Here is a 20,200-nt window from a genome sequence, read left to right as displayed (position 1 = left end):
ACTCAACCACCCTTCTCAGTCGGTGAGTTCGCTGCCGACGACGGAGACGAAGGAGACGCATTCGCCGGGGCCGCCGCCGAGGTTGTGGGTGAGGGCGAGGGTGCGCCCCTCGGCCACGGACGCGACCGTCCGCTCGGGCGGTGCCTCGCCCCGCAGTTGGATCCAGGCCTCGAACGTCATGCGCAGCCCGGAGGCGCCGATGGGGTGCCCGAAAGCCTTCAGGCCGCCGTCCGGGTTGACCGGCAGTGCGCCGTCCAGGTCGAAGGCGCCGCTGGTGACGTCCTTCCAAGCCTGTCCCCGTGCGGAGAAGCCCAGGTCCTCCATCAGCACCAACTCCGTTGGTGTGAAGCAGTCATGGACCTCTGCGAGGGCGAGTTCCGCGCGCGGGTCGGTGATGCCCGCCTGCCGGTAGGCCTCCTGGGCGGAGACGACAACCTCAGGGAAGGTGGTGAAGTCGTAGTCGGGGTCGAGGAGTCCGTCCGCCGGGCCTGCGACGAAGGACAGCGCCTTCACGAAGATCGGCTTGTCGGTGTAGCGGTAGGCGTCCTCGGCACGTACGACGATCGCCGCCGCCGAACCGTCGGAGACTCCCGAGCAGTCGAACACGCCGAGCATGCCCGCGACGATCGGCGCCGACCGGATGCGCTCAAGCGGCACCTCCTTGCGGAACTGGGCACGGGGGTTGCGGGCGCCGTTGACGTGGTTCTTCCAGGCGATGCGGGTGATGACGTCCTTCAACTCCTCTTCCGCCAGGCCGTACTTGGCGGCATAGGCGGGGGCGAGGAGGGAGAAGTTCGCCGGGGCCGTGATCTCGCCGCGGCTGTCGTCGCCCGCACCCGGCATCGAGGTACCCGAGAGCCCGGACATGCCGGAGTCCTTGAGCTTCTCCACGCCGACGGCCATCGCCACGTCGTAGGCGCCGGAGGCGACCGCGTAACAGGCGTTGCGCAGCGCCTCGGAGCCGGTCGCGCACATGTTCTCCAGGCGGGTGACCGGCTTGTACGGCAGGTGGAGGGGGCGGCTGAGGGTCAGCCCGGAGACTCCGGACGCCTGGGTGCCGAGCCAGAACGCGTCGATGTCGTCGAGCGTGATGCCGGCCGAGGTGACCGCCTCGCCCACCGCGTCGACCAGCAGATCGTCCGCCGAACGGCCCCAGTGTTCGCCGAAGGGCGTGCAGCCCATGCCGACAATCGCGACCCGGTCCCGGATTCCGTGCGAGCTCATGCGCCTGTCCCCTCGGTCTCACCCGTGCGCAACGGCCGGGCCTTCCAGAAGTAGTTGTGGACGCCGGCGGCGGTGACCGTGCGCCGGAAGGTCATCTCGACCCGGGCGCCGATGACGGCGTCGGCCTCGGTGGCGTCGGTGAGCTGGCAGCGGAAGCGGCCACCTCCGTCGTAGTCGACGACCACGACGAGCATCGGCGGGCTCGGTGTGTGGGCCAGCCGGTCCACCGTGAACGTGGCGACAGTGCCGGGCACGTGCTCCATCGGTTCATCGGTCATGGCGTCGACGCTCCGGCAGGACACGCACACTCGGTCCGGCGGCAGATGCCGGGTCCCGCACTTCTCGCAGCGGGACGCGACGAAGCCGTACTTCCAGCTGTTGCGCCGGTGCGCGGGCGGGGCGTAGGGCGGCTCCGGGTCCGGGCGGCGGGGCGGCTCGCGGTCGAGGAGGCCGCGCCAGGAGAGGTACGTGGCGTACGGCATGGGGGCGCCGCCCGCGGCGATCTGCGCGGCGACCGGGCGGGCGGCACGGTGTGCGGGGAGCGCGTCGGTGGTGCGCAGGAGCAGGACTCCGGCACCGTCGCCGAGGACGACGAGCGCGATGATCCGGCCGGGTTCGGCCCGGTCGAGGACATCGGCGAGGAGCAGGCCTGGCTGCGCGGTGCCGGCGTTGCCGATCTGCGCGGTGAGGTCGGCGGTCGCCGCCTCGGGCCGTACGCCTGAGGTACGACGCACCGTCGCGCACGCGCGCGCGTGCAGGCCCGAGACGATGAGGTGGTCGATGGCGTCGCGGTCCAGGCCCGCCTGGTCGAGGGCGGCGCTCAGCGCCTTGTCGGCGAGGGACACGTAGATCTCCTCCGCGAAGCGCTCCTCCCAGACGCGGGAGGCGGGCGCGCCGGGCAGCCGCCAGCGGTCGAGGATCTCGTCGCTGACCGTGTCGTGGGCGAGCAGCTCCGCGAGCACGGGAGCTCCGTTGCGGTGGCCGCCGAAGGCGAACGCCGCCGCGCCGTCACCGCCCGCGCTCTCCTCGCCGCCGCCGGGCAGACCGGTGCGCAGGTCGGACAGGACCGCCAGGGTCGGCACTGGGGAACGGGCCGCGGTGACAAGCGCGCCGAGGCCGGAGCGGACGGAGCCCGCCATGTCGGCGGCGAGGACGTGCGGGTCGAGGCCGAGCGCCGCGTGGACGGCAGTCGCGTTCGTTTTGTCGAGGTAGGCGGGCGCGGCGGTGGCGAGGAACAACTGGCCGATGCGGGTACGCAGTCCGTCCCTGGCGAGGGCGGACCGGGCCGCCTCGACGGCCATCGAGGTGGTGTCCTCGTCGTAGCCCGCGACCGCGCGCGTGCCCCGGGACGGGGCCGTCCCGAGGGTGGCGGCGATGTCCGCACGGGCGAGGCGGTGGTACGGCACGTAGGCGCCGTATGCGATCAGTCCGGGCATCAGCGTCCTCCCTTGGCGTCGGTGGTGTGGGTGGGCCGTTCGAAGACCGCGGCCAGGCCCTGGCCGCCGCCGAGGCACATGGTCTCCAGGCCGTAGCGGGCCTGGCGGCGGTCGAGTTCGCGCAGCAGGGTGGCGAGGATGCGGCCGCCGGTGGCGCCGACGGGGTGGCCCAGCGAGATGCCGGAGCCGTTGACGTTGAACCGCTCGAAGTCGGCCTCGGTCAGGGCCCATTCGCGGGTGCAGGCGAGCACCTGGGCGGCGAAGGCCTCGTTGAGTTCGATCAGGTCGATGTCGGCGAGTTTCAGTCCCGCACGGTCAAGTGCCTTGGCCGTGGCGGGTACTGGGCCGATGCCCATCGTCTCCGGCGGCACGCCCACCACGGCCCAGGAGACTAGGCGGGCCAGGGGGCGCAGGCCGAGTTCGGCGGCGCGCTCGGGGTGGGTGACGACGCAGAGGGCGGCGCCGTCGTTCTGTCCGCTGGCGTTGCCCGCGGTGACGGTCGCCTCGGGGTCCTGCCGTCCGAGTACGGGGCGCAGGCTCGCGAGTTTCTCCAACGTCGAGTCGGGGCGCGGGTGTTCGTCGGTGTCGACGACCGTCTCGCCCTTCCGCGTCCGTACGGTGACCGGCACGATCTCGTCGGTGAAGCGGCCCTCGCGCTGGGCGGCGACCGCCTTCTCGTGGGAGCGCAGGGCGAGTCGGTCCTGCTCCTCGCGGGGGATCGCGTACTCGCGCCGCAGGTTCTCGGCGGTCTCCAACATCCCGCCGGGGACAGGGTGGTTGACGCCTCCCGAGGTGACCCGGCCGCGAGCCAGCCGGTCGTGCAGGGTGGTGCCCGCGCCACGCACGCCGAAGCGGACGCCGGTGGTGTAGAACTCCGCCTGGCTCATGGACTCCACTCCCCCGGCCAGCACGAGGTCGCTCGCGCCGGTCTGCACCTGCATCGCCGCCGTGATGATCGCCTGGAGTCCGGAGCCGCAGCGGCGGTCGATCTGCAGTCCCGGCACCTCCACCGGCAGACCGGCGTCGAGGGCGGCCACGCGGCCGATCGCCGGCGCCTCGCCGTTGGGGTAGCACTGGCCCAGCAGCACGTCGTCGACGGCGGCGGGCGGGATTCCGGTGCGGTCCAGTACGGCGCGTACGACGACGGCGGCCAGCTCGGTCGCCGGTACGTCGCGGAAGACGCCTCCGTAGCCACCGACGGGGGTACGCACGGGTTCGCAGATCACCGCGTCACGCAGGAGGGCGGGCATCGGCCAGGCCTTTCATGAGGGGTCACATGTACCGGCCGCCGGTCACCTCGACCACGGCTCCGGTGACGTAGCTCGCCATGTCGGAGGCGAGAAAGAGGACGACCTGGGCGACCTCGGCGGGTTCGCCGGCGCGGCCCAGGGGGATCTCGGCGAGCTTCGCGTCCCAGGCGGCCGGCGGCATCGCCTCGGTCATGGCGGTGCGGATCAGGCCCGGCTGTACGGCGTTGACGCGGATGCCCGCCTTGGCGAGTTCCTTGGCGGAGGCCTTGGTGAGGCCGACAAGTCCGGCCTTGGCGGCGCTGTAGTTCGTCTGGCCGAAGTTGCCGACCTTGCCGGCGATGGACGAGATGTTGACGATGCTGCCGCCGCGTCCGTGCGCGCGCATCGCCTCGGCGGCGTGCCGGGTGCCGTTCCAGGCCCCGGTCAGATGGACGTCGACGACCGCGCGGAAGTCGGACACGGCCATCTTGCGCAGGGTCGCGTCGCGGGTGATCCCAGCGTTGTTGACCATGACGCCGACCGGGCCGAAGGTGTCGGAGCAGTGGGTGACCAGGGCGGCGACCTCGTCCTCGTCGGTGACGTCGCAGCGCAGCGAGGTGGCGGCGACGCCGTTCTTGGCAAGGCGCTCGGCGGCTTCCGCGGCGGCGACCTCGTTGATGTCGCCGAGGACGACGGACGCGCCCGCGGCGCCGAGTACGCCGGCGATCTCGAAGCCGATGCCCTGCGCGCCGCCGGTGATCACCGCGTTGCGGCCGTCCAGCAGTCCCATGTCAGCCCGCCCTTGGCTCGACGCCGTCCTCCGCTATTCCTTCTAAATAGATAACCTATTATGCTGAAACAATCAATACAGCGATCGGCTGGGCGAGCGAGGCCGGGGCGAGGAGAGCACGCGGGTGGACATCAGCTATCCCACGGAGACCGAGACGTTCCGCACCGAGGTCAAGGGGTTCCTCGCCGAGGCGCTGCCGCCGGACTGGCAGGGCATCGGCGCCCTCGACGAGGAGGCCGCCTGGGCCTTCGCCCGGGACTGGCGGCGCCTGCTCGCCGAGCACCGCTATCTCTCCCTCACCTGGCCCGAGCGGTACGGCGGGCGCGGTCTGTCCAAGCTCCATCAGGTGGTCCTGATGGAGGAACTGGCCCTGGCCGGTGTGCCGTTCGGACTGCCGCAGGACACCTTCGGCGTGAAGATGCTGGCGAACACGCTGCTGCGCTGGGGCACGGACGAGCAGCGGAGCCATTTCCTGCCGCGCATCCTCAGCGGCACGGACACTTGGTGCCAGGGGTACTCGGAGCCCGACGCGGGCTCGGACCTGGCCTCGTTGACGACGCGCGCGGTCCGCGAGGGCGACGAGTGGGTGATCGACGGCCAGAAGGTGTGGACGTCCGGCGCTCACCACAGCGACTGGATCTTCGTCCTCGCCCGCACGGACCGCACCGCGCCCAAGCACCGCGGCATCTCCTTCCTCCTCGTCCCGCTGGACCAACCCGGCGTCGAGGTACGCCCGTTCCGCATGATGAGCGGCCAACTCCACTTCAACGAGGTCTTCTTCAACGGCGCCCGCACCCGCGCCGACCTCGTCGTGGGCGGCGTCGACAACGGCTGGACGGTCGCCCAGAGCCTGTTGGGCGTGGAGCGCGGGGAGGAGGCGGCGACCAACCCGATCCTGTTCCGGGCCGAGGTGGAACGCCTGGTGGAACTGGCCCGCCTCTACGGCAAGGACCAGGACCCGGTTATCCGGCAGCGGATCGCCTGGTGCTGGTCGAAGGTCGAGATCATGAGGTATCTCGGCTACCGGATCCTCACCGGCTGGCTCAAGGGCGCGGAGCCGGGCCCCGAGTCGTCGATCGCCAAGCTGTTCTGGAGCGAGTACCACACGAAGGTCACCGATCTGGCGATGGACATCATGGGCCTGCATGGCCAAGTGCCGGTAGGCCGCCCGCCGTTGCGGACCTATCGCACCGATGACCCCGGCGCCGCGAACTCCTCGGCGTCCTGGTCGACGACGTACCTGATCGCCCGCTCCGGGACGATCTACGCGGGCACCTCGCAGGTGCAGCGGAACATCCTCGCGGAGAGGGTGCTGGGGTTGCCGCGCGAGCCGAGGGCGACGGCTGGTTGAGGCGGGGCCGGGGGCGGTCGGGTGACGGCCGGCTCAGGGACTGCCAGTTACGGCTGCTTCGGCAGCGGCCGGTCAAGGCCGCTTCAGGGACGGTCGGTCGCGTCAGATTCGACGGCAGCCGGTCAACGCCGGCTCAGGGACCGCCGGTTACGGCAAGCTCCGCGAAGGCCGGTCAAGGTCCGGTTCAGCGGCTGCTGGTTACGGCGAGTTCGACGGCGACGGGTCAAGGCCGGCTCGGCAACGCCTCGGGGCGCGGTCCTTCAGCACGGCTCACGCGCTATGGTCCGGCCGATCGGCCCATGTGGGACGCGCTCGGACTCCTGGCGCGCACATCGGTCGGTCACGGCCAGGCGCCGTCGGTCCGCGAATCCTCGGTCCGCTTGATCGAGCTGGCGCCTGCCAGCCACCGGCGTGCGCCACCCCGCCGCCGCGCCTCCGCCCGCGCGCGCCATGTTCCGCATCAAGATCACGCGGCTGCCGCCGTCCCGGTCGGGTCCAAGTGGGCCCTGTCGGGGCCGATTCCGCATCCGCGTGGTCGACCGCAACCACCCCGGCCCCGCGTTCACGCGGCCGCCCCTCAGCCCCGCGGACTCACTCTCGCGTCTCGAAGGTCCCGAGCCCGGGAACCGGACGCGGTCCGGTCCCCGGTCTCCAGCCCGCGTCCAGCTTGCGCAGGCCCACGCCGTCCGGTGCCCAGATGTGGCAGCTGTTCAGCACCCCGGCCGTGGCGCGCGGGCCGTTCGCGGCCTCGCCCGCGTCACGGCGGCGCGCGTTGGCCGACATGGCCGCCTGTACCACGGCGGGGCCGAGCACCCGGGCCAGTTCGTAGAGGTGGGAGCAGCCCAGGACGCCGCGGAACCGCTCCTGGATCGCCCGGTTGTATCCGGCGGCGACGCCGACGCCGATCAGGCTGTCGAAGACCGGGGTGATGAACGGGCACTCCACGTGCGGAAACGTCAGCATGTCCGCGTCGGCGGCCACGATGGTCATGTCCGTGAGTCGGACCCGCACCGCCAGCACCATCCGGTGGATGTCGGCGGTCTCCGGCTCGGCCCACGGCCGCTCGTCCCGCAGCTCCGCCTCGACCGAGATCTCCTCGCCGCCGGGCTCCAGGTGGGCGGTGACGGTGATGGTGCGGCGATGCAGCGGGAGTTCGGCGCGCCTCACGACGAGGCCTCCGCCGGCTCAGGCACGTTCTCCCCGAGGCCCGCGAACTCCGGCGGCCGGCGTTCGATGAAGCTGCGCACGCCCTCGCGGTAGTCCGGAGCGCGTTTCGCCGTGGCCAGCAGCGCGGCGGCGGTGTCGCGGCTCTCGGTGAAGCTTCTCGCCTGGTCGTCGGCGAGTTGCCGCTTGATGAGGGACATCGCGTACGGGCTGGCCGAGCGGGCGAGTTCCGTGGCGTACGCGAGGGCCGTCGGGAGCAGTTCCTCCGGCTCGACGAGACGGTTGACCAGGCCCATCGCCTCCGCCTCCGTTCCGGTGATCCGACGTGAGGACAGCAGCAGGTCGCTCGCGTTGCCGTAGCCGACGAGCCGGGGCAGGAGCCACGAGACGCCGTCCTCGGCCACCAGGCCGCGCGCGCTGAACGCGGCGGCGAACTTGGCGCCCGGCACGGCGAACCGCACGTCGCACATGAGCGCCTGGTTGAAGCCGATGCCGGCGCAGGCGCCGTTGACGGCCGCCACCAGGGGCTTGGGGAACGACATGGGCCGGGTGCGCGGCGGCAGCCGGTCGGTCGGCCACGGGCGCGCTCCGGAGGACGCGCCGTCCAGCACGCTCATGTCCATGCCCGGGCAGAAGCTGCGTCCCGCACCGGTGAGGACGACGGCCCGAACCGCCGGGTCAGCCTCGGCGCGGTCGAACAGCTCGTTGTAGAGCAGTTCCATCTCCAGCGTCCAGGCGTTGTGCCGCTCGGGCCGGTTCAGGGTGAGCAGCATGACTCCGTCGCCGGTCAGCTCGCTGAGGATCACCGGGGCCGCATGCTCGTTCATCGAGGTCACTCCCAGAGCCCGCGTTGGTTTATCGCTAGATGAATCATCTATATACCCAACCACGGCACTGGCAACAGATCGGGTCTCCCCGATTCAAGATCATCCAGACCTTGACCTGGTACCCTCGATGCACTAAGACGATTCATTTTGCTATATGACGGAGGAGCCCGCCGTGGCCGAGGCAGCCCGCGCAGAAACGCCCACCGTGCCCGTCCCCGCGCGTGGCCGCGTCGGACGTCAGGTACGTGTCCCGAAGACCGCCGAGCTGGTCGCCGCGGAGCTGCGCCGCCAGATCGTACGGGGCGAGCTGAAGCCCGGCGACGCGCTGCCGCCGGAGTCGGGGCTGATGGAGCAGTTCGGCATCTCACGGCCGACGCTGCGCGAGGCGTTCCGAGTTTTGGAGTCGGAGTCGCTGATCATGGTACGGCGCGGCGCACACGGCGGCGCCCGAGTCAGCGCGCCGGACTCCGATGTCGCGGCCCGCTTCGCCGGCCTGATCCTCGAATACCGCGGCGCCACCCTGGGGGACGTATACCGCGCCGCGGCCGTCATCGAGCCGCCGTGCGTGCGTCAACTGGCCGCCAAGCACACGGCGGACGACATCAAGCGACTGCGGGACGCGGTGGCGGCCGAGAAGACCGTCCTGGACGACCCGCTCGGCCTGGTCGAGGCGCAGGACACCTTCCACGCCCTGCTGGTCGAACTGACCGGCAACCAGACGCTGATCCTCCTGTGCGGCATGCTCCGCAACATCATCGACCGGGCCAACGCCTCGTACACCGCGGCGGCCACCGACGCCGAGACCCAGAAGGCGCAGGCCCTGAAGGGGCACCGGGCCCATGTGCGGCTGGTCGGTCTGATCGAGTCCGGCAAGGCGGACGAGGCCGAGAAGCTGTGGCAGCGCCACATCAGCGGCGCCGACGACGTGGTGAACGGGGCCGGTCCCAAGACGGTGCTCGAACTCATCGACTGACCGGACAGATCCTCGTCCACCGACCGGTCGGACCCTCATCACCCGACCGCGCGGATCGGGGATCACCGAGCCGTTCCCACGCTCACCCCTTGCGTCTCCGAATCAGTTAGATAATTATAGGAGGCGTACTGAATAGATCTGGGGTCCGGAGGCGACGGCCATGGCCGAACAGCGCAAGCGAATCTTCGACTGCGACCAGCACATGTACGAGGAACGGGACTCCTTCACCCGCTACCTCCCGAAGGAGTTCCTCGGCCAGGCGGTGGCCCCGGTGACGCTCCCGGACGGCCGCGAGGTCATCCTCGCCGGAGACCGGATCGTGGTCTGTCTGGAGCCGGAGTTCGGGCAGGTCTACCGGCCCGGCTCGCTCAAGGAGATGCTCAAGGCGATGGCCTCGGGCAACCCCGACGAGACGTACCAGTTCGAGCCGATGCACGAGTCGTACCAGAACCGCGAGGCCCGGCTGCGCGTCATGGACGAGCAGGGCCTGGACCAGACGATCATCTACCCGGGCGGCTGGGCACTGGTCGCCGAGGAGTACGTGCAGGGCGTCGAGCCGCTCTACGCCAACTACCACTCGTTCAACCGCTACATGAACGAGGTCTGGGGCTTCAACCACCAGGACCGCATCTACTCCCCCGCGCTGCTGTCGCTGCGCGACCTGGACCACGCGGTCAAGGAGCTGGAGTACGTCCTGGACAAGGGCGCCCGCTTCATCATGCTGCCGACCGGGCCGCAGTACGGCCGCTCACCGGGCGACCCCTACTTCGACCCGTTCTGGAAACTGGTCAACGAGGCCAAGGCCAGCGTCTGTTACCACATCAGCGAGTTCTACTACAACTCGCACGTCGCCCCCGCCTGGGGCCATGACGCGAGCCCGATCCACTTCCGGATGTCGGCCTGGCAGTGGATGAACACCTACGGCCAGCGCCCCATCGAGGAGACGCTGTCCGCGCTCATCTTCGACAACCTCTTCGGGCGCTTCCCCGACATCAACGTCCTGGTCTCGGAGTTCGGCGCCGAGTGGGTGCCCCACTTCGTCCGGCACATGGACAAGAGCCGCGGCATGGGGCGCAACGGCCCGTGGATCGGCGGCCAGTTGGCGGAGCGGCCCAGCCAGGTCTTCCGCAAGCACATCCGTGTGGTGCCCTATCCCGAGGACGACATCCCGAGCCTGGTCAAGCGGCTCGGTTACCACGAGTCGATCGTGATGGGCTCGGACTTCCCGCACGCGGAGGGCATCGCCAACCCGGCCGACTACCGCAAGCTCCTCGCGGAACTCGACGAGTCGGTCCAGGACGACATCATGTACAACAACGCTCAGCAGCTGATCAGCCGCTGAGCCCTGAAATGCCCCCGCCTGGCGGCGGACCAGGTCATTGGACCAGGTCCGCCGCCAGGTTCGCGATGTTGGTGAGCAGTGCCGTGCCGCGCCGGGAGTGGTCGTAGCCGGAGAGCGGGTAGCCGTTGCTCAGGCAGGCGAAGGACAGGCCGGACTCCGGGTCCATGAAGCCGAGTTGGTACGCGGCGCCCGCGCTGCCGAAGAGCGACGGCGAGCCGGTGGAGGGCAGTTGGCTGCCGGCGTCCGGACCGGCCACCGTCACGAACAGCCCCATGGTGGTACGCCGACTGCCGCCGCCCCCGTAGATCTGCTCCCCGTACGGGAGTTGGGTCAACCTGATCCGGGTGCCCTCCGCCACCGCCTCCGGCTTCCACAGGCCCGAGTGCTCCAACGCCTGGAAGTACAGGGCGACATCGGCGGCGGTGGCGACCAGGGCGTGGCTGGGTTCGCCGGCCGCCAGGACGCGGGGGTCGGCGAGGTACCAGGGTCCCCAGGGGTCGGGTTCCTGGGTGTCGTCGGTGCGGTCGGTGGCGGTCATCGGGGCGACGGTGCCGGGCTGTTGGTCGACCGGGACACCGAGTTCGATCGAGGTGAGGCCCAGCGGCCGGGTGATCCGCTCGTGGAGGTAGTCGGCGAAGGGCAGCCCCGTGCGCCGCTCGACGATCTCGGCGATCAGCCATGCGGCGGCAGTGAGATGGAACTGGAAGCGGGTGCCCGGCGGGGTGTCGAGCCGCCAGCGCCCGAAGGCGGCGAGCCGTTGCTCGCGGTCCAGCATCTTCGGGTACCCGAGGGGGGCGAAGGGGAACCCGGCGGTGTGCGTGAGCACCTGCTCCACGGTCACCGTTTCCTTCCCGTTCGGCGCGAACTCCGGGATGATCGCGGCGACTTGCTCGTCCAGGTGCAGGAGTCCCTCACCGAGCAGCTTCCACACGACACCGGCGACGATCGACCGCCCGACGGACTGCAGGACGTATCGCGTGTCCGGGCCGGCGTTCCCCCACGTCTCGAACGCCACCAGGCGCCCGCCCCGGGCGACGGCGACCTGCGCCGACGGCAGCGGTCCGTGCTCGACCTCCAGCCGGATCCGGCGCAGCAGGACGTCCAGCCGGTACGGGTCCACCCCCACGCTCTCAGGGTCGACGACGGAGTGGTCAGTCACGTGATTCTCCTTGGCAGGGCTCGCGCAGTCGCTGCCGTACGACCTTGCCGTTGGCGTTGCGCGGCAGGTGGTCCACGAACCACCAGCGGACGGGGACCTTGAATCCGGACAGCCGGGTGCGGGCGTGCGTCCTGAGCGAGGCGGGTTCGGGCGGGGCATCGGCGTCGGCAGGTACGACGAAGGCGACGACGGTCTGGCCGAGTCGTTCGTCGGGGGCGCCGGTGACAGCCACGTCCGCGACGCCGGGGTGGGCGGCCAGCACGGTCTCGACCTCCAGCGGGTGGACGTTCTCGCCGCCCCGGATGATCATGTCGGTGCCCCGGCCGTACAGGTAGAGGTAGCCGTCCTCGGCCACTCGGCCCAAGTCGCCGCTGTGCAGCCAGCCTTCGGCGTCGATCCGGAAGAAGTGGTCGGCGCGGGCGTGGATCTCGCCGATGCCGTCCGGTCCGGCCTCCCGCACCCGCAGCTCGACGCCGGGGGCGGGCCGTCCCACGGACCGCAGCAGTTCGGTGCGTCCGGCGACCGCCTCCCGATGGTCCTCGGGGGTGAGCACGCTGATGGGCGAGCCCTCGGTCTGCCCGAACATGTTGAGCATGCGGACGCCGGGCATCGCCTCGTACGTCCGGCGCAGGGTGTCGGGGCGGACCGGCGCGCCGCCGTACTGGAGGACCCGCAGCGTCTCGTGGTGTGCCTGGCCTGCCGTCAGCAGGGTCTCCAGCATCGCCGGGACCATGCTGGTGTGGGTGACGCCGAGCTCGCGCAGCAGGACCCAGCCCTCGACGGTGAAGCGGGGCAACCCGGTGATCAGCGCGCCCGCGGCCAGGGCGACGGCGATGTTGCCGAGGCCGGCGATGTGGTGGAAGGGGGCGCTGCCCCCGTAGAAACCGTCCGGATCGAGCGCGCAGAGGCGGCCGTTGACGCGGGCGCGGGCGGCCAGACGGCGTTGGGTCATGCGGACGGGCTTGGGGAGGCCTGTCGTGCCGGAGGTGTGCAGGACGACGGCGAGGTCGTCCGGCTCAGCGGTCAACGGCCTTGTGCTCGGGCGGAGTGCGGGGACGACAACGGCCCGGCGGCCGGACAGCTCGGCGACCTGTTCGCCGAGTTCGGCGAACTCGGGTTGCGCGAGGAGGAGTTGGGCTCCCGATGCCTCGACCACTGCCGCGATCTCGTACGGCGTCATACGGACGCCGAGCGGGGCGAGCGGGTGGCCGGAGCCGGCGCCGCCGATGACGAGCGCGAGGGCGTCGGCGGAGGTGGCGGCCAGGGCGGGTACCGGGGCGCCGGGGTCGAGGCCGAGGGTGTCCAGCCAGTCGGCGGCGCCGGCCGCCCGGTCGAGGAGTTCGCGTCCGGTCCAGGTGAGGTTCCCGAACCGGACGGCGGGACGGGAGTGGTCGTAGGCGGCGACCACCGTCGTCGTCCAGGTGAACTCCGCCTCGCCGCCCACCGGTTCAGGGCTCCAGCAGGGCCGAAGCGGTGCCGGTGACCACCTCGGCGCCGTCCTGGGTGACGGTTCGCAGCGAGAAGTGGGCGACCGGGCCGTCCGGCGTGTCCTCGACCGACTCGACGGTCGCCGTGGCGGTCAGGGTGTCGCCGGGCCACACCTGAGCCTTGAAACGCACCCCGAAGGTCAGCAGCGCCTCGACACCGACCCAGTCGGTCAGGACCCGGCCCGTCATGCCCATCGTGAGCATGCCGTGGGCGAAGACGCCGGGGTAGCCCGCGACCTCGGTGGCGAACTTCTCGTCGGTGTGCAACGGGTTGAAGTCGCCGGACGCGCCCGCGTACTGGACGATCCGGGTGCGCTTGAGGTCGTCGACCAGCACACTCTCGCGGGTCTCGCCGACCTTGACGTCGTCGACACTCAGGCTCATCGCGCGTCCTTCCGGGTTGCGGGGCCCTCGGGCACGACGGCCACGGTGCGGGCGCTGACGACCGGTTCGCCGTCGGCGTCGCGGTACTCGGTGATGCGCTCGCTGAACAGCAGCAGCCCGGTGCGGCCCCGCTTCTCCCAGCTGCGTCCGGCAACGGTGGTGGCGTACAGGGTCTCCCCCGCGCGCACCGGCCGGTGGTACGTGAAGTGCTGCTCGGCGTGCAGCCCGCCACCGCCCTCGGGCATCACGCCGGGCCCGGCGCCGGACCCGAACCATTCCTCGCCCGCCTTGGGCCGCAGCCGGTAGTCGGGGTCGTGGTGGGCGCTCGCCATGGTGAAGGTGGGCGGCGCGAGCGCGCTCTCGCCGGCGTAGGCCGGGTCCTCGTCACCGATGGCCCGGGCGAACGCCAGGATGTGCCCGGCCTCGACCGGGAAGGGCTGCCCTGTCATCTTCCAACTCCTCGGTCAGTACGGCAGGAACGCGTCGCGGGTGGCCTCGTCGGGGTCGAAGTCCGGGGGCAGTCCCTCGAACTTGGGCTCCCGTTTCTCCACGAAGCTGGCCACCCCTTCGCGGAAGTCCGGCGAGCCCGCGAAGAACTCCATGGCGGAGTAGGAGCGGGCGAGCGCGTCGGTGAAGGGCCGGTCGAGGTCGCCGTACACCTGATGGCGTACGACGGCCATGGCGCGCGGTGAGCAGTTGCGGGCGATGTCGCGGGCGTAGGAGCGGGCCGCGTCGAGCAGGTCCTCCGGCTCCACCACCCGGCTGACGAGGCCGAGTTGCTTCGCCTCGTCGGCGTCGAAGACCCGGCCGGACAGGAGGAGGTCGAGGGCGTTCTCCAGGCCGATGACGCGCGGCAGCACGTACGGGAGGTTGTACTCGCCGGCGAGGCCGCGGCGGGTGAAGGCGGTGGTGAAGCGTGCCCCGCGGGCGGCGAAGCGGACGTCGCAGATCAGGGCCTGGACCAGGCCGATGCCCGCGCAGGCGCCGTTGACGGCCGCGATGAGCGGCTTGGGCATGTTGCGCCTGCTGTACATGGGCACGCGGGCCTGGAGGTTGAGGGACTGGCCCGGCTGCGCGTTCTGTTCCAGCCGCTGGACGTCCATGCCGGGGCAGAACGCCCGGCCGGCGCCGGTGACGATCACGACGCGGACGGCGGGGTCGGCGGCGGCCTCGTCGAGGAGGGCGAAGAAGCGGCGCTCCATGGGGAGGCTCCACGCGTTCTTGCGCTCGGGCCTGTTGAGGGTGACGGTGGCGACACCGTCCTCGTCGACCTCGTAGAGCACCAGGTCCCGGTCGGGTTCGTCGGGCATCGCGTCACTCCTCGGTCAGCGGTTCGATGGCGTCGATGGGGCGGATGGAGTCGATGGGTTCTCCGACGCCCGGTCGCTCGCCGGAGATCGTCACCACCACCTGCCCCCGTGCGCAGACGATCCCGTCGGTCATCACGTCGACGTCGGCGAAGTGCAGCCTGCGGCCCCGTCGGACGCAGCGCGCGTAGGCGACGGCCTCCGGGCCCCGGGCGGGCGCGAGGTACTGCACCGACATCGAGACGGTGCTGAGCAGACTCCCCTTCTGGAAGTCGTGCCCGGCGATCACGGCTCCCGCGCCCGCGGTGTCGATGAGCGCGGAGATCACTCCGCCGTGGAAGACGCCTTCGTGGGCGGAGAGTGCCTCGACGTAGGGAAGGACGACCTCCACGCCGTCGGGGTCCCAGCGGACCATACGCAGACGACAGAGGCGGTTGAACGCGACGCCGCGCTCCCAGCGGGACCGGAACCACTCGCGGCGTTCGCGCTGTTCCTGGTCGGTGAGGGTCCTCGCCGCGACGGTCATCCGCACGCCCTCCGGTCTCGGCCGGTCAGCCGATCCATATAGTTACATGAATTGGATAGTTGAAGCAATCATCCGAGGCGCAGCCAGGGCGCCAGATGTATTATTTATATAACTCATTCGATGCCTGTGAACAGAGGGAGACCTCGATGCCGTCGACCGCCCTGGCCGGGATCCGCGTCCTCGACCTGTCCCGCATCCTGGCCGCACCGCTGGCCACCCAGATGCTGGCCGACCTCGGCGCGGAGGTCATCAAGGTCGAGCGTCCGGGCACCGGCGACGACTCACGGACGTACGGTCCGCCGTTCGCCCCCGGTACGGACACCGCCGCCTTCTACCTCTCCTGCAACCGCAACAAGCGGTCCGTGACGGTCAATCACGCCACCGCCGAGGGACAGGAGTTGATCCGCTCGCTCGCCGCCCGCTCGGACGTCCTGGTGGAGAACTTCCGCGCGGGGACGCTGGCGAAGTACGGCCTCGACCACGAGAGCCTGCTGGCGCTCAACCCACGCCTGGTCTACCTGTCCGTCACCGGCTTCGGCCAGACCGGACCCTACGCCGGGCGCCCCGGCTACGACGGCATCTTCCAGGCCATGTCCGGGATGATGAGCGTCTCCGGCCACCCCGACGAGCCGATGAAGGTCGGCGTCAGCATGGTCGACATCCTCACCGGCCTGTACGCCTCGACGGCCGTCCTGGCGGCGCTGCGACACCGGGACGCCACCGGCGAGGGCCAGCTCGTCGACCTCTCCCTGCTGGACTGCGGACTGGCCTCGCTGTCCCACTTCGCGATGAACTACCTGGTCTCCGGGGAGGTTCCGCGCCGGCGCGGCAACGGCGGCTACGGCGGAATCCCCTCCCAGGCCTTCCACTGCGCGGACAAGCCGCTCTTCCTCGTCGCGGGCAACGACAAGCAGTTCGCCGCGTTCTGCGCGGCGGCCGACCGCGCCGACCTGCTCCAGGACCCCCGGTTCGCCACCACTTCCGCCCGGATCACCCACCGGGAGGAGATCCTGCCGGTCCTCGAAGCCATCATGCGGACCCGGACCCGGGACGAGTGGCTGGCCCTCCTCGAAGAACACGACGTGCCGGCGGGCCCGTTCAACGAAATGCCGGAGGTCTTCGCCGACCCCCAGATCCGGCACCGGGGGATGCTGGTCGAGGTCGACGACCCGGTGTCGGGCCCACTGCCCCTGCTCGCCAATCCGATACGGCTCACGGCGACCCCGGTCGCGGGCTACACCCCGCCGCCCGCGCTCGGCGAGCACACCGCCGAAGTCCTGTGCGGGCTCGCCGGGGTGACGGAGGAACAGCTGGCGGGACTGCGCGCGCGAGGCGTCGTCTAGCGACGTCATCCAATGAGGGTCCGGCCGCCCTCCAACATCAGCGTCGCGCCGGTCAGATACGCCATGTCGTCGCTCACCAGCGCGGCCACCGCCCTGCCGATGTCCGCCTCCGGCGCGCCGAGCCGCCCCAGCGGGATCTCGCGGGCCAGTTCCTCCGCCTTCCGTGGATGCGCGGCCAGATAGTCCTCCGCCGCCGGGCTGAGCGCGGCCGGGCAGACGACGTTCACGCGGATCCCGTACGGCCCCCACTCGCGCGCGGCGACCCGACTCAGCCCACGGATCGCCTCCTTGGCCATGGCGTACGCCGCGAAGGTCGCCTCGCCCTGCACCGCCGCCGAGGAACCGAGGTTGACGACACTGCCCCGGCTCTCCCTCAAGTGGGGCAGGGCCGCCTGCATCGCGTGGAAGACGGCCAACGGCCCGCTGCGGTAGGTGAGTTCGACATCGTCGTACGACGTCGTCTCCAGCCGTCGCTGCACCGAGGACTGGGCGTTGTTGACGAGCACGTCGAGGCCGCCGAACTCCCGTACCGTCTCGGCCACCATCCGGTCGACGTCGTCCCGCTCCCCCACGTCCCCGACGACGGTGTACGCCCGCCCGCCGCGCTCGGCGATCTCCCCGGCGGTGTCCTTCAACTTGCTCTCCGTGCGGCCGGTGATGACCACGGCCGCGCCCTCGACAGCGAGCGCGAGTGCGATGCCGCGGCCCACGCCCTGTCCTCCGCCGGTGACCAACGCCGTCCTGCCCGACAACCGTGCCATCACGTCTCCTTCCAGAAGGGCGTCCAGGTGGGGAAGGCGTCCGGCAGCGCCGGTTCTCCCGCGCCCTCCCAGCCGTTGAAGCCGACGGCCTGGGGGCGGTCGGTCACGTCGGCCGCGTACCAGTGCTGTTCGCGGCGCCGGGAGAAGTACCAGTCGCCGTCCACGCGCGCGTAGTCGTCGAAGTAGCAGATCGCCATCACGATCCACCGGTCCTCGACCTCGTGCTCGGCGCGGCAGTAGACCGCGCCGGTCGCGGTGTCGCGGCCGGTGAACTCGACGCGGTGGCCGCAGATTTGATGCACCGAGCGATGAAAGCCGCGCAGGAGGGGCTCGATGTGTCGCCGCAGGACCTGCCGTCCCCGGCCGTGGCGTCCCATGTCGACGTCGGGGCGGAAGCAGCCGGCCCAGGCGTCCAGGTCGCGGGAGTCCACGGCCAGGGCATAGCGGATGGGCAGTTGCTGGATGGCCTGATGTGATTCGATGCGGTCGAGGCGGTCCTCGATCGAGGTCACGGCCGCGGCTCCTTGGGCAGACCGAGGAGCTGCTCCCCGATGATGTTGCGCTGGATCTCGCTGGAACCGCCGTAGATCGTCTCCGCGAGGGAGAGCAGGAACGAGCGCTGTCGGGTGTCGAGTTCGTAGCCCTCGCCGACGATCTGCCCGGCGGGACCAGCCAACTCCATGGCCAGGTGGCCGAGTTGCTGGTGGCGGGTCGAGGCGTAGAGCTTCGCCGTGGTGGCCTGGGCGCCGGGTGTGCGGCCCGCGGTCAGTTCGGCGAGGGTGCGCAGGTTGGTGGTGCGCATGATGCGTACGGAGATCCAGGCGTCCAGGATCCGGCGGCGCAGCATGGGGTCACCCAACGCGCCCCCGGCGCGCGCCAGGTCGATCAGCGCCTCGGCCTCGCGCTCGAAGCCGAGTTGCTGGGGTAGCAGGGTCGTGCCGCGTTCGATGCCGAGGGTGGCCATCGCGGTGCGCCAGCCCTGACCGACCTCTCCCACGGCCATGTCCGCGCCGGTGCGCGCGTCGGAGAGGAAGACCTCGGCGAACTCGTCCTGGCCGGCGAGGTTGCGGATGGGGCGGATCTCCACGCCGGGCTGGTCGGTGGGGAGGAGCAGCAGGGTCAGGCCTTTGTGGCGCCGGGAGTCGGGGTCGGTGCGGGTGAGGACGTAGAGCCAGTCGGCGTGGATGCCGAACGAGGTCCACACCTTCTGCCCGTTGACCACCCACTGGTCGCCGTCGCGCTCGGCGCGGGTGCGGACGGAGGCCAGGTCGGAGCCCGCGCCGGGTTCGCTGAAGCCCTGTCCCCAGAGTTCCTCGACGGCGAGGATCGGGGGCAGGAAGCGCTTCTTCTGGGCCTCGTCGCCCATCGCGAGGAGCATCGGGCCGAGCAGGTCGAGGGCGTTGACGGTGGCGCGGTAGGGGGCGTTCGCACGGGCGTACTCGTACTCGAAGACGATCTCTTCCAGGAGTCCTAGGCCGCGTCCGCCGTACTCCTTCGGCCAGCCCACGCCCAGCCAGTTCCCGGCCGACAGCTCGCGGTCCCAGGCCAGGCGTACGTCCCAGGCCGCGCCGTCGGTGGGGCCGCCCACGCCTCGGTGTTCGGCGAACTCCCCCACGAGGTGGTCCGCGAACCAGTCCCGCAGTTCGTCGCGGAAGTCGCGTACGGCGGGCCCGAAGTCCACTTCCATGTCTGTTTCTCCTGGGTGTCAGATGCCGAGCCGGGCGGCGAGCAGTTCCCGGTGGTAGGCGGGGGTGCCGAGCAGCACCTCGGAGCTTTTGGCCCGCTTGAGGTAGAGGTGCGCGGGGTGCTCCCAGGTGAAGCCGATGCCGCCGTGGACCTGGATGGTGTCGCCGGCGACCTTGGTGAAGGCCTCCGAGCAGAAGGCCTGGGCGAGGGCCGCCGCGACAGCGATCTCCGTCTCGTCGCCGGCGTCCAGGGCCCACAGTCCGGCGTACGCGGCCGAGCGGGCGGACTCGATCTCGACGAGCATGTCGGCGCACTTGTGCTTGATGCCCTGGAAGGAGCCGATGGGGCGGCCGTACTGCTCACGGATCTTGGCGTACCCGACCGATGCGTCAAGGGCGGCGGCGGCTCCCCCGACCTGCTCGGCGGCCAGGAGGACGGCGGCCGTGGCGAGGGTGCGTTCGATCACCGGCCAGGCCGTGCCCTCGGTGCCCAGCAGACGGGCCGGGGTATCCCTGAAGGTGATGCGGGCCTGTTTGCGGGTCTGGTCGAGGGTGGGGAGCCGTGTCCGGGTCAGGCCCGGGGCGTCGGCCGTCGTGACCGCGAAGAGGCTGACGCCGGCTGGGGTGCGGGCGGCGACCAGGAGCAGGTCGGCGAGGTGTCCTTCGGGGACGTAGGTCTTCACGCCCGTGAGCCGCCAACCGTCAGCTCCGGCCCGGGCGTTGAGGTGGATGCCCGGCTCGTCCCAGCGCCCGTCGTCCTCGGTGAGGGCGAGCGTGGCCACGGTCTCGCCCGCGGCGATGCCCGGGAGGAGGTCGGCGCGGGCGGCCTCGTCGTCGCAGCGCAGCAGCGCCTCGGCGGCCAGGGCCACGGTGGCGAAGTACGGGGCGCACAGCAGGGCGCGGCCCGTCTCCTCGAAGACGACGCCGAGGTCGACGTAGCCGAAGCCGGAGCCGCCGTACTCCTCCGGTACGGCGAGTCCCTGGAGTCCGATCTCCGTGGCCATCCGCCGCCAGATCCACGGGTCGTGTCCGTGCGGGTCGGCGGCCAGGCGGCGCACGTCGGCCTCGGTGGCGTGCCGGGTGAGGAACGACCGTACGACCGTGCGCAGTTCGTCCTGTTCCTCGCTGAAGGTGAGATCCATGCCGAGCTTCCCGTCCTCCGTGCGCCCGTGTGCCGGACGCTTGCCGCCCGCCTCTCGATACAGTTAGATA

20 protein-coding genes are annotated in these 20,200 nt (G+C 71.0%); 4 read left to right on the top strand and 16 right to left on the bottom strand.

What is annotated here, in order from left to right:
• Positions 1-15: 15 nt before the first annotated feature.
• Genes SSP08S_RS32785 through fabG form a run of 4 tightly spaced genes read right to left on the bottom strand, consistent with a single transcriptional unit; the run spans position 16 to position 4,679 of the window.
• On the bottom strand, positions 16-1,224 hold the full coding sequence (locus SSP08S_RS32785; RefSeq protein WP_019071898.1) for an acetyl-CoA acetyltransferase: 1,209 nt from the start codon (positions 1,222-1,224) through the stop codon (positions 16-18).
• A complete protein-coding gene (locus SSP08S_RS32780; RefSeq protein ID WP_019071897.1) occupies positions 1,221-2,660 on the bottom strand; it encodes an OB-fold domain-containing protein in 1,440 nt (479 codons plus the stop codon). Before SSP08S_RS32780 ends, SSP08S_RS32785 begins: the two co-directional genes overlap by 4 nt.
• A complete protein-coding gene (locus tag SSP08S_RS56325; protein ID WP_019071896.1) occupies positions 2,660-3,910 on the bottom strand; it encodes an acetyl-CoA C-acetyltransferase in 1,251 nt (416 codons plus the stop codon). Before SSP08S_RS56325 ends, SSP08S_RS32780 begins: the two co-directional genes overlap by 1 nt.
• A 22-nt stretch (positions 3,911-3,932) precedes the next feature.
• Entirely contained in the window at positions 3,933-4,679 is a 747-nt protein-coding gene (gene fabG / locus SSP08S_RS32770) for a 3-oxoacyl-ACP reductase FabG (RefSeq protein ID WP_019071895.1), read from the bottom strand.
• Between the two features lie 124 nt (positions 4,680-4,803).
• On the opposite strand from fabG, the gene SSP08S_RS32765 reads away from it, so the two are divergent.
• The gene (locus SSP08S_RS32765) at positions 4,804-6,030 is read left to right on the top strand and encodes an acyl-CoA dehydrogenase family protein (RefSeq protein ID WP_019071894.1); all 1,227 of its coding nucleotides are present in this window, start codon (positions 4,804-4,806) and stop codon (positions 6,028-6,030) included.
• Between the two features lie 591 nt (positions 6,031-6,621).
• Here SSP08S_RS32765 and SSP08S_RS32760 read toward each other — a convergent pair.
• Complete coding sequence (locus SSP08S_RS32760) at positions 6,622-7,197, bottom strand: DUF2889 domain-containing protein (RefSeq protein WP_019071893.1); 576 nt, start codon at positions 7,195-7,197, stop codon at positions 6,622-6,624.
• The gene (locus SSP08S_RS32755) at positions 7,194-8,021 is read right to left on the bottom strand and encodes an enoyl-CoA hydratase-related protein (RefSeq protein WP_043259859.1); all 828 of its coding nucleotides are present in this window, start codon (positions 8,019-8,021) and stop codon (positions 7,194-7,196) included. Before SSP08S_RS32755 ends, SSP08S_RS32760 begins: the two co-directional genes overlap by 4 nt.
• Before the next feature lie 172 nt (positions 8,022-8,193).
• On the opposite strand from SSP08S_RS32755, the gene SSP08S_RS32750 reads away from it, so the two are divergent.
• Positions 8,194-8,994, top strand: coding sequence for a FadR/GntR family transcriptional regulator (locus SSP08S_RS32750; RefSeq protein ID WP_026179027.1), 801 nt, complete (start codon positions 8,194-8,196; stop codon positions 8,992-8,994).
• Positions 8,995-9,154: 160 nt separating this feature from the next.
• Positions 9,155-10,336 carry an amidohydrolase family protein gene (locus tag SSP08S_RS32745; protein ID WP_019071890.1) on the top strand — a complete coding sequence of 394 codons (1,182 nt, stop codon included), beginning with the start codon at positions 9,155-9,157 and terminating at the stop codon, positions 10,334-10,336.
• A 34-nt stretch (positions 10,337-10,370) separates the two neighbouring features.
• Here the strand turns inward: SSP08S_RS32745 and SSP08S_RS32740 are convergent, their stop codons facing one another.
• The 6 genes from SSP08S_RS32740 to SSP08S_RS32715 are packed head-to-tail and all read right to left on the bottom strand — an operon-like array spanning position 10,371 to position 15,199.
• Positions 10,371-11,495 (bottom strand): serine hydrolase domain-containing protein, encoded by a 1,125-nt coding sequence (locus SSP08S_RS32740; RefSeq protein WP_019071889.1) that lies wholly within the window; start codon positions 11,493-11,495, stop codon positions 10,371-10,373.
• A complete protein-coding gene (locus SSP08S_RS32735; RefSeq protein ID WP_019071888.1) occupies positions 11,488-12,939 on the bottom strand; it encodes a class I adenylate-forming enzyme family protein in 1,452 nt (483 codons plus the stop codon). The genes SSP08S_RS32740 and SSP08S_RS32735 overlap by 8 nt, the downstream gene beginning before the upstream one ends.
• A gap of 4 nt (positions 12,940-12,943) precedes the next feature.
• Positions 12,944-13,366 carry a MaoC/PaaZ C-terminal domain-containing protein gene (locus SSP08S_RS32730; protein WP_019071887.1) on the bottom strand — a complete coding sequence of 141 codons (423 nt, stop codon included), beginning with the start codon at positions 13,364-13,366 and terminating at the stop codon, positions 12,944-12,946.
• Positions 13,363-13,815 carry an FAS1-like dehydratase domain-containing protein gene (locus SSP08S_RS32725; protein ID WP_019071886.1) on the bottom strand — a complete coding sequence of 151 codons (453 nt, stop codon included), beginning with the start codon at positions 13,813-13,815 and terminating at the stop codon, positions 13,363-13,365. Before SSP08S_RS32725 ends, SSP08S_RS32730 begins: the two co-directional genes overlap by 4 nt.
• Positions 13,816-13,830: 15 nt before the next feature.
• Positions 13,831-14,676 (bottom strand): enoyl-CoA hydratase-related protein, encoded by an 846-nt coding sequence (locus SSP08S_RS32720; protein WP_019071885.1) that lies wholly within the window; start codon positions 14,674-14,676, stop codon positions 13,831-13,833.
• A 4-nt stretch (positions 14,677-14,680) separates the two neighbouring features.
• Complete coding sequence (locus SSP08S_RS32715; RefSeq protein WP_019071884.1) at positions 14,681-15,199, bottom strand: PaaI family thioesterase; 519 nt, start codon at positions 15,197-15,199, stop codon at positions 14,681-14,683.
• A gap of 146 nt (positions 15,200-15,345) precedes the next feature.
• On the opposite strand from SSP08S_RS32715, the gene SSP08S_RS32710 reads away from it, so the two are divergent.
• Positions 15,346-16,542, top strand: a complete 1,197-nt coding sequence (locus tag SSP08S_RS32710; RefSeq protein ID WP_019071883.1) for a CaiB/BaiF CoA transferase family protein — start codon at positions 15,346-15,348, stop codon at positions 16,540-16,542.
• 5 nt (positions 16,543-16,547) lie between these two features.
• Here SSP08S_RS32710 and SSP08S_RS32705 read toward each other — a convergent pair whose 3' ends face one another.
• The 4 genes from SSP08S_RS32705 to SSP08S_RS32690 are packed head-to-tail and all read right to left on the bottom strand — an operon-like array spanning position 16,548 to position 20,130.
• Entirely contained in the window at positions 16,548-17,303 is a 756-nt protein-coding gene (locus SSP08S_RS32705; protein ID WP_019071882.1) for an SDR family NAD(P)-dependent oxidoreductase, read from the bottom strand.
• Positions 17,303-17,815, bottom strand: coding sequence for a nuclear transport factor 2 family protein (locus SSP08S_RS32700; RefSeq protein ID WP_019071881.1), 513 nt, complete (start codon positions 17,813-17,815; stop codon positions 17,303-17,305). The genes SSP08S_RS32705 and SSP08S_RS32700 overlap by 1 nt, the downstream gene beginning before the upstream one ends.
• A complete protein-coding gene (locus SSP08S_RS32695) occupies positions 17,812-18,990 on the bottom strand; it encodes an acyl-CoA dehydrogenase family protein (RefSeq protein ID WP_019071880.1) in 1,179 nt (392 codons plus the stop codon). The genes SSP08S_RS32700 and SSP08S_RS32695 overlap by 4 nt, the downstream gene beginning before the upstream one ends.
• Before the next feature lie 18 nt (positions 18,991-19,008).
• On the bottom strand, positions 19,009-20,130 hold the full coding sequence (locus SSP08S_RS32690; RefSeq protein ID WP_019071879.1) for an acyl-CoA dehydrogenase family protein: 1,122 nt from the start codon (positions 20,128-20,130) through the stop codon (positions 19,009-19,011).
• Positions 20,131-20,200: the final 70 nt, after the last annotated feature.

The organism is Streptomyces hokutonensis, from assembly GCF_000376565.1.
GTDB classification, from domain to species: domain Bacteria; phylum Actinomycetota; class Actinomycetes; order Streptomycetales; family Streptomycetaceae; genus Streptomyces; species Streptomyces hokutonensis.
This window is presented reverse-complemented; position numbering and strand designations above follow the sequence as displayed.